This window comes from Mesorhizobium sp. B2-6-2 (assembly GCF_006440615.1).
Classification (GTDB): Bacteria; Pseudomonadota; Alphaproteobacteria; order Rhizobiales; family Rhizobiaceae; genus Mesorhizobium.
The window spans coordinates 1-1,904 of sequence record NZ_VFUG01000043.1 but is presented as its reverse complement, the minus strand read 5'-3'; the positions used below and the strand labels follow the sequence as shown (position 1 = coordinate 1,904).

The 1,904-nt window shown below is 59.2% G+C and carries 1 protein-coding gene, 1 tRNA gene and 1 rRNA gene; all 3 read right to left on the bottom strand.

What is annotated here, in order from left to right; all coding sequences use genetic code 11:
- Window positions 1-605 precede the first annotated feature (605 nt).
- The gene (locus tag FJ419_RS30565; RefSeq protein WP_140700827.1) at window positions 606-872 is read right to left on the bottom strand and encodes a type II toxin-antitoxin system ParD family antitoxin; all 267 of its coding nucleotides are present in this window, start codon (window positions 870-872) and stop codon (window positions 606-608) included.
- A 436-nt stretch (window positions 873-1,308) separates the two neighbouring features.
- A tRNA-Met gene (locus FJ419_RS30560) sits at window positions 1,309-1,385 on the bottom strand.
- A 210-nt stretch (window positions 1,386-1,595) separates the two neighbouring features.
- Window positions 1,596-1,710: ribosomal RNA gene (gene rrf, locus FJ419_RS30555) — 5S ribosomal RNA — on the bottom strand.
- Window positions 1,711-1,904 lie beyond the last annotated feature (194 nt).

The following is a 1,904-nucleotide window of genomic DNA, read 5'->3' as shown; positions in this document are numbered from 1 at the left end:
AACAGAGGGCAGACCTAGAAGCAAACTTCTTCGTCGCCAGCGGCGCACCGCCCTCGTTCGTGGGCCGTATATAGTCGCCGCCCGACCGAACTGTCAACAGCCTAGATCGCTCTTTTTTCGATTTCTCGTGGAGATATCCAAGAAGGCAAAATTTGTGAGCTGGCTTGGTTGAATTTTGGCCGGCGCTTCCGTTGCGGCGATACCCGTCACAACCGCTTCGCCGGGTGAATGCGGTCGCCCTAAAGCAGCCACCAGCACTTAGCCGAATGTCGATCGTCGCGGCCCTTTGGCCCGCGGTTCAGAGCCGTCCTTCCAGCGACTCGGGCGTGATATTCCGGCCCGCGTAGAAGATGCCAGGATCAGCACGAACTCGCCGTCGAAAGCGAAAACGATACTGACCGCGCGACGCTACCCAATGATCCGCAGCCCCGGCATGATCTCCACCCGCTCGGAGCCGCGCTGCGGGGCAAGCCAAGACAGAGATCGCCGATGCCTACAACAAAATTCCAGGCAACCGCCGGCGATGCACGCTCGGCTATATCGTCATAGAGTTGCTCGAGCTCGGCTTCCACTTTCGTGTGGAAGACAATCCGGCACTCCATCTCCTACTTGGCTTTCGCCTGCCGTGCGCGATGACGGAGCTCCAGCCGGGAAAACACCGTTTCGGCGGGAATAGCTTTTGCCGGATCCTGCTGGAGCTCGGCCACGCGCGACGGGATCTCCTCACGCAGCCACTTCTCACGCTCTGCCTCAAAATCCTCCAGCATGCGCAGACCAGCGCGGACAACCTCGCTGGCATCGTTGTACCGGCCCGATTCGAGTTGCTTTCTGATGAAGCGCTCATAATGCTCGTTCAAAGCGAAGTTGGGCATGGAGCCTCCTCCGGCAATATGGGACCCTTCCAATTCACCCGTCGGGATTCGATGAAGGCCCAACATGCCCGAATCGGCAGAGATCAAAATTATCGGGTCGAGACGCCGACGCCCGATCGAGGATCGCCAGGCGGCCGATTCCATGACCTCTGCACCATTGCGAGGCAGCTGCGACGCGGAAGCCGGCCGAGTTTAAAACTCAACCGGCTAATATTATTTCGTGCCCGGTTGCACGCCTGTCCCTGAGTGCGCTGCCACGCTCACTTTGACGTCCTCGTCGGCCGCAGTTCATGATTCCAGCCAGCGAGCAGCACCATGACGAGCGCGCCGATGCGGGTCGATGTGGGTTGAATGATTCGGCCTGGTGAGAGCCCTGCCCTTCGTGCCCGCGATCACAAACGCAAACGGCCCGCGTGGATGCGGGCCGTTTTGGATTTGGTTGCGGGGACAGGATTTGAACCTGTGACCTTCAGGTTATGAGCCTGACGAGCTACCGGGCTGCTCCACCCCGCGTCAACCACGAGCAAGCGTTTGCTTGCGACTACGAGCAAGCGTGTGCTTGCGTCCTTTGAGGTAAGTGCGACCTTACCAGATTCAAGAGCCGCCAAATGAAAGGGCCGCTTGCGCGGCCCAGGCTCCCGTTTGGCGGGCCTTAAGATCGTAGAGAGAAGATTTGTCTCCGTCCGGATCGATCCGGATGTGAGGTGAACGTGCGCTTGGCAGACCTGGCAGCGACCTACTCTCCCGCGTCTTGAGACGAAGTACCATCAGCGCTGGAGCGTTTCACGGCCGAGTTCGGAATGGGATCGGGTGCAGCCGCTCCGCCATAACCACCAGGTCGGCAAAACGCACGTTCAAATCGAGAAGCTGTTTGAGCGAATAGCCAATAGTGAGTAGCGAATAGGGAGCCCTATTTGCTGCTTTCTCTAAGCTGTTCGCTGGTCTTTGCTGTGCCTTTGACGTTCTTTCAGCCTGGCGCCCTTCGAAGCGAAGCTTCGCAAGGTCGACCGACCGTCGGCGCCGATGCGCCGC

Excerpts from the sequence above, each read along its gene's own strand:
- FJ419_RS30565 (WP_140700827.1), bottom strand. The coding sequence starts at position 872 with ATGCCCAACTTCGCTTTGAACGAGCATTATGAGCGCTTCATCAGAAAG.